The following is a 5,904-nucleotide window of genomic DNA, read 5'->3' on the forward strand; positions in this document are numbered from 1 at the left end:
GCTCATCACCCCTCCCCTCATAGCCCCCGCCACCACGGTGAAGTTCGTCTACGACTTCACCGAGGGCAACAAGGACCTCAAGGACCTGCTGGGCGGCAAGGGCGCCAACCTCGCCGAGATGACCAGGCTGGGCCTCCCCGTGCCGCCGGGGTTCACCATCACCACCGACGCCTGCCGGGCCTTCCTCCTCACCGGCGACGAACCCGACACGCTCCACGACGAGGTGAGTGCGCATCTCGACGCGCTGGAGCGCCGCATGGGGCGCCGGCTCGGGCAGGGTGACGACCCGCTGCTGGTCTCCGTCCGCTCCGGCGCCAAGTTCTCCATGCCGGGCATGATGGACACGGTCCTCAACATCGGCCTCACCGACGAGTCGGTCGGCGCCCTCGCCGCCCAGGCCGGTGACGAGCGCTTCGCCTGGGACTCCTACCGTCGGCTCATCCAGATGTTCGGCAGGACCGTGCTCGGCATCGACGGCGGCCTGTTCGAGGACCGCATCGACGAGGCCCGCCGAACCGCCGGCGTCGCCACCGACGTCGAGCTCACCGCCGACCGACTCCGCGCCCTCGTCGCCGAGTTCAAGGAGATCGTGGTCGCCGCCACCGGCCGCGGCTTCCCCCAGGACCCGCGCGAGCAGATGGACCTCGCCGTCCGCGCCGTCTTCGCGTCGTGGAACGGCGAACGCGCCCGCCTCTACCGCCGCCAGGAGCGCATCCCCAACGACCTCGGCACCGCCGTCAGCGTGTGCGCCATGGTCTTCGGCAACCTCGGCCCCGACTCCGGCACCGGCGTCGCCTTCACCCGCGACCCGGCCAGCGGCCACCAGGGCGTCTACGGCGACTACCTCGCCAACGCCCAGGGCGAGGACGTCGTCGCCGGCATCCGCAACACCGTGCCGCTCGCCGAACTCGAACGCCTCGACGCCGCCTCCTACGCGGAACTCCTGCGCATCATGGAGGTGTTGGAGAACCACTACCTCGACCTCTGCGACATCGAGTTCACCATCGAGCGCGGCAAGCTCTGGATGCTCCAGACCCGGGTCGGCAAGCGCACCGCGGCCGCCGCGTTCCGGATCGCCGTCCAACTCCTCGACCAGGGCCTGATCGACGAGCGGGAGGCGCTGCGCCGCGTCACCGGCGGGCAGTTGGCGCAGCTGATGTTCCCCCGGTTCAGCACCGAGTCCGAGCACACGCCGATCGGCACCGGCATCGCGGCCTCGCCGGGCGCGGCGTCCGGCGCCGCCGTGTTCGACTCGGCCACCGCCGTCGCCCGCGCGGCGGCCGGCGAGCGCGTCATCCTCGTCCGCCGCGAGACCAACCCCGACGACCTCGACGGCATGATCGCCGCGCAGGGCATCCTCACGTCGCGCGGCGGCAAGACCTCGCACGCCGCCGTCGTCGCCCGCGGCATGGGCAAGACCTGCGTCTGCGGCGCCGAGGAACTCCAGGTCGACGTGGCCGCCCGCCGCCTCACCACCGCCGACGGCACGGTGATCGGCGAGGGCGACGTCCTCTCCATCGACGGCGCCAGCGGCCGCGTCTACGCCGGCGAGGTACCCGTCGTCCCGTCCTCCGTCGTGGAGTACTTCGAGGGCACGGCCGCCCCCGACGCCGACGACCTGGTCGCCGCCGTCCACCGCCTCATGACGCTCGCCGACCGGGAACGGCACCTGGGCGTCCGCGCCAACGCCGACACCGCCGAAGACGCCGCCCGGGCCCGCAGGTTCGGCGGCGAGGGCGTCGGCCTGTGCCGCACCGAGCACATGTTCCTCGGCGACCGCCGCGAACTCGTCGAGCGGCTGATCCTCGCCGACGGCGAAGCGGAGCGCGAGGCGGCGCTGGACGCGCTCCTCCCGCTCCAACGCGGCGACTTCACCGAGCTGTTCGAGGCGATGGACGGCCTCCCGGTGACCGTCCGGCTGCTCGACCCGCCGCTCCACGAGTTCCTGCCGGACCTCACCGACCTGTCGGTGCGGGTGGCCCTTGAGCATGACGAGCGCGACACCCGGCTGTTGACCGCCGTGCGGCGCCTGCACGAACAGAACCCGATGCTCGGCCTGCGCGGCGTCCGTCTCGGGCTGGTCGTCCCCGGTCTGTTCACCATGCAGGTCCGCGCGATCGCCGAGGCCGCGGCGGCCCGCCGCGCCGCCGGCGGCAACCCGCGCCCCGAGATCATGATCCCGCTGGTCGGGACCGTGCAGGAGCTGGAGATCGTCCGCGACGAGGCCGAGGCCGTCATCGCCGACGTCGAACGCGTCACCGGCGCGGCCCTGTCGATCCCCCTCGGCACCATGATCGAGCTGCCGCGCGCCGCACTGACGGCCGGTCAGATCGCCGGGTCCGCCGACTTCTTCTCCTTCGGCACCAACGATCTGACCCAGACGGTGTGGGGCTTCTCGCGCGACGACGTCGAAGCGAGTTTCTTCACCGCCTACTTGGAAAAGGGCATCTTCGGAGTCTCCCCGTTCGAGACCATCGACGCCGACGGAGTCGGCTCGCTGGTCAGGGCCGCCGTGACCGCGGGCCGGGCAGCACGCCCCGACCTCAAGCTCGGTGTCTGCGGCGAACACGGCGGCGACCCCGAGTCGGTGCACTTCTTCCATGAGGTGGGCCTGGACTACGTGTCCTGCTCACCGTTCCGCATCCCCGTGGCCCGGCTGGAAGCTGGTCGGGCCGCCACGGCGGGGGCCACCACCACTCCCTGACAACCCTCACCGGTGGTAGCCCCCGCCCTGGCGGGCGGGGAACCCTCGGGGGCGGCGCCTGTGCGGGGCGCCGCCCCCGTTTTTCGTCTTCTGTGACCGACCGTTCACGCGCCGAGCGCGCGAGTCGTACTCTGGGCGTAACGGTCCGAACACGGGAGGCAGGATGCCCGACCCCACCCCCATCACCCCAGGAGGCATTGGCGCCAGGATCAAGGAGTTCCGCACCATACGGGGCTTCTCACTCACCGAACTCGGCCGCCGGGCCCATGTGTCGACCAGCCAGCTGTCGCGCATCGAGACCGGCAGTCGTGCCCTCAGCTCGGCGGTGGAGGCGGGCATCGCCCGGGCGTTGGGCGTGACGCTCTCGGTCCTGCACGGCCAGCCCTATATCCACATGCTCCAGCAGGACAGGTTCGACGCGCTGCTCACCCCGATCTCCAGCGCGCTGGACAGCTGGGACATCCCGGCCGACGACGTGCCGCTCCGCTCGCTGGACGCGCTGGCGGCCGACGTCGACCGGATCGTCGACCTCCGGCTGAGCACCGAGTTCGTCGAGATCGCCGAAGACCTGCCCGCCCTGATCGTCGAGGCGGCGGCGCTGGCGCTGACCCACGCGACGCCCGGTGCCCGGCGCGAACGCGCGCACGCGCTCCAGGCCGAACTCGCGCGCACGGCCGCGATCATGGCCTACCGGCTCGGCTTCATCGACCTGGCGCGGCTCGCGCTGTCACGCATGGCCATGGCGGCACCGCACAGCGGCGACCCGGCACAGGTGGCGATCGAACGCATGGAGCGGTCCGCCATGACGCACGCGCAGAGTTCGCGGCCGGACCGGGGAGTCGCGCTGATGCGGGTGGCGCTGCGTGACCTCGACGACGACGGGAGCGCGGGGGTCAGAACGGTGCGCGGGGCTCTCTGCCTGCGTGCCGCTCGCTTCGCGCTCCAACAGCGGGACAGCAGCGGCGCGGAGAACTGGCTCGGCCAGGCCCAGGAGGTGGCCGATCAGGTCGGCGACGCGCACCACTACTCGCTGATGTCCGGCCCGTTCTCCGTGGCGCTCATCCAGATGGACGCGGAGAACGATCGCAATAACCACGCGGCGGCACTGCGGCTGGCCTCCCAGATGCGGCTCCCCGAGCACTGCCCGCCTTCCCTCGCCGCCCACTTCATGATCAGGACGGCGCGGGCGCAGGGGTGGACGGCCCACCACGGGGACGCGCTGAAGTCGCTACGGAAGGCGCGCACGACCGCGCCCCAACTGACCCGCTACCACCCGCACGTCCACGAGACCGTCGGCACACTGCTCCGCGCGCCAGCGAAACCGACCGAGGAACTGCGGGAGTTCGCCATGTGGAGCGGTGTGTAACACGTCAATCACCTTCCGTCAACCGCTTCGCCGGCTCTGGCAATGTCAACGCGTCAAAGCCAGAGCCCTTGTCGGCGGGCAGGGTTGGGGACCAGTAAGGCCCCGGACGCTGGGACGTCCGGGGGCGTGGTCCTCAACCCTGGGGAGATTGACGCGTGGTGCCTCCTGACAACGTGCCCGAGGTGGGCTTCCTGGCGCGCGACACGTCGCGCGGCGAGATCGGCCGGGTCGTGGACCGGCAGGCCGGCCGGGTCTGGCTGCGGCCCGTCGGCGGTGGGCGTGAGTGGGACGTCCGCCAGGAGGACGTCGAGCCGGTCAGCGTCGGCGAGATACTGCGGCCGTTCGTCGCCGAGGCCAACCGCCGGTCCTGGGAGGGGCGATGAGGCGCCGCCGGCACCGCGTGGAAGCGGTCAGGCCCGGGGACGTGATCACTGTCGGCGGTCGCCGCTGCGTCGTGACGATCGTCGAACGGCTGCACAACGGCTCACGCCTGCGGTTCGCCTCCGGCGAGTTGCTGGCCCTGCCCCGCTCGGCCGTCGTCACGGTCGCGCGCCCGCGACCGGCCCACCGGCGGCGGCGCCGGTGGGCCTCCGACGCGGTGGCGCAGGTCGTGGCCGGATGCGTGCTCGTCATCGTCCTCACCGTGGCGGTGGTCGTCCGGTGACGCGGCCGCCCGGGGTGCCTTCGACGGCGTTCGCCTTCGGAACGGACAGCCGACAGAGGGCTGTCGCACAACGGTGACAGTGTGAACCCGGTGTGACGTGATGTTTGGCGTATCGTCAGCAGCCGTACATTGCTCGAACACCACGGGGGGAACCATGGTGCGTCCGTCTGACTGGTCGCCGGTCGACATGGACTCGGACCCGACGCCGGGTGATCCGGATGAAGTCCGTTCTCTGGCTGATGAGTTGCAGACGTTCGCAGATGACGTGGGCGAGGCGCTGGGGCAGGTCCGTGGCATGTCGGAGGACCGGGCCGTCCTCGACTGGGCCGGGTTGTCGGCGGAGGCGTTCCGTTCGGAGTTCGACGGGGTGCCGCCCAATCTCCAGAAGCTCCAGACGTCCTACGACATGGCGGCCCAGGCCCTCGGGACGTACTGGCCGAAGCTGGAGACCGCCCAGGGCATGGCCGACCGGGCGTTGGATCGGGCGATCGCCGCGCAGGCCGATCTGACCTCGGCGCAGGGCGCGTTGTCGGACGCGCAGGACTGGGTGTCGCGGGCGGGTGACGAGGCGGATCGGCTGGAGCGTGAGGGCGAGCGGGAGAACGTGGAGCCGCCGTCGGAGGCGGATGTCCGGGCGGCGACGCGGGACGCGACGGCCGCCGGTCAGGCGGCCTCCGATGCCCAGGGGCAGGTGGACTCGGCCGAGGAGGCGCTGTCGGCGGCGCGTGAACTGGCGCGGCAGGCCAAGGAGATGCGGGAGGACGCCGCCCGAGCCTGCGCGTCCGACATCGACGAGGCGTCCGACGCCGGTATTCAGAACCGGCGTTGGTGGGAGGACGCCATCAACTGGGTGTCCGAGAACTGGGACACCATCGTCGAGATATGCAAGGTCGTCGTCGCCGTCCTCGGCATCGTCGTCCTGATCATCGGCGGCCCCCTCGCCTGGGTGGTGCTGGCCGCCGCCCTCGTCGTCCTCGCCGACACCCTCTACGACTATGCCAACGGTCGGGCGTCGTTGTGGGATGTGGCGTTCGCGGCGTTGGACTGCATCCCGGGCATGAAGGGCCTCACCACGCTGGGTGGGTTGGCGCGGGGGATGCGGTCCCTCGCGACCACCGGTATGCGTGGTCTGCGGCAGGGGATGCGGGGGCTGGGGCAGAGCGTCCGTCG

Annotated in this window: 4 protein-coding genes and 1 pseudogene; all 5 read left to right on the forward strand. The window is 71.6% G+C overall.

Annotation, left to right across the window (positions count from 1 at the left end):
* Nucleotides 1-37: 37 nt before the first annotated feature.
* The gene (gene ppdK / locus E1283_RS30235) at nucleotides 38-2,704 is read left to right on the forward strand and encodes a pyruvate, phosphate dikinase (RefSeq protein ID WP_132821364.1); all 2,667 of its coding nucleotides are present in this window, start codon (nucleotides 38-40) and stop codon (nucleotides 2,702-2,704) included.
* 163 nt (nucleotides 2,705-2,867) lie between these two features.
* Nucleotides 2,868-4,070 (forward strand): helix-turn-helix domain-containing protein, encoded by a 1,203-nt coding sequence (locus tag E1283_RS30240; protein WP_132821361.1) that lies wholly within the window; start codon nucleotides 2,868-2,870, stop codon nucleotides 4,068-4,070.
* A 155-nt stretch (nucleotides 4,071-4,225) separates the two neighbouring features.
* Complete coding sequence (locus E1283_RS30245) at nucleotides 4,226-4,453, forward strand: hypothetical protein (protein ID WP_243745207.1); 228 nt, start codon at nucleotides 4,226-4,228, stop codon at nucleotides 4,451-4,453.
* A 41-nt stretch (nucleotides 4,454-4,494) separates the two neighbouring features.
* A complete protein-coding gene (locus tag E1283_RS30250) occupies nucleotides 4,495-4,734 on the forward strand; it encodes a hypothetical protein (RefSeq protein WP_132821362.1) in 240 nt (79 codons plus the stop codon).
* A 244-nt stretch (nucleotides 4,735-4,978) separates the two neighbouring features.
* Nucleotides 4,979-5,904 (forward strand): annotated as a pseudogene (locus E1283_RS30255) (DUF6531 domain-containing protein); the annotation flags it as partial.

The sequence above is a fragment of the Streptomyces hainanensis genome, from assembly GCF_004348415.1.
In the GTDB taxonomy this organism is placed as follows: Bacteria; Actinomycetota; Actinomycetes; order Streptomycetales; family Streptomycetaceae; genus Streptomyces; species Streptomyces hainanensis.

What these genes read in the sequence shown, in the direction of transcription:
- E1283_RS30240 (WP_132821361.1), top strand. Translation starts at nt 2,868, where the DNA reads ATGCCCGACCCCACCCCCATCACCCCAGGAGGCATTGGCGCCAGGATC.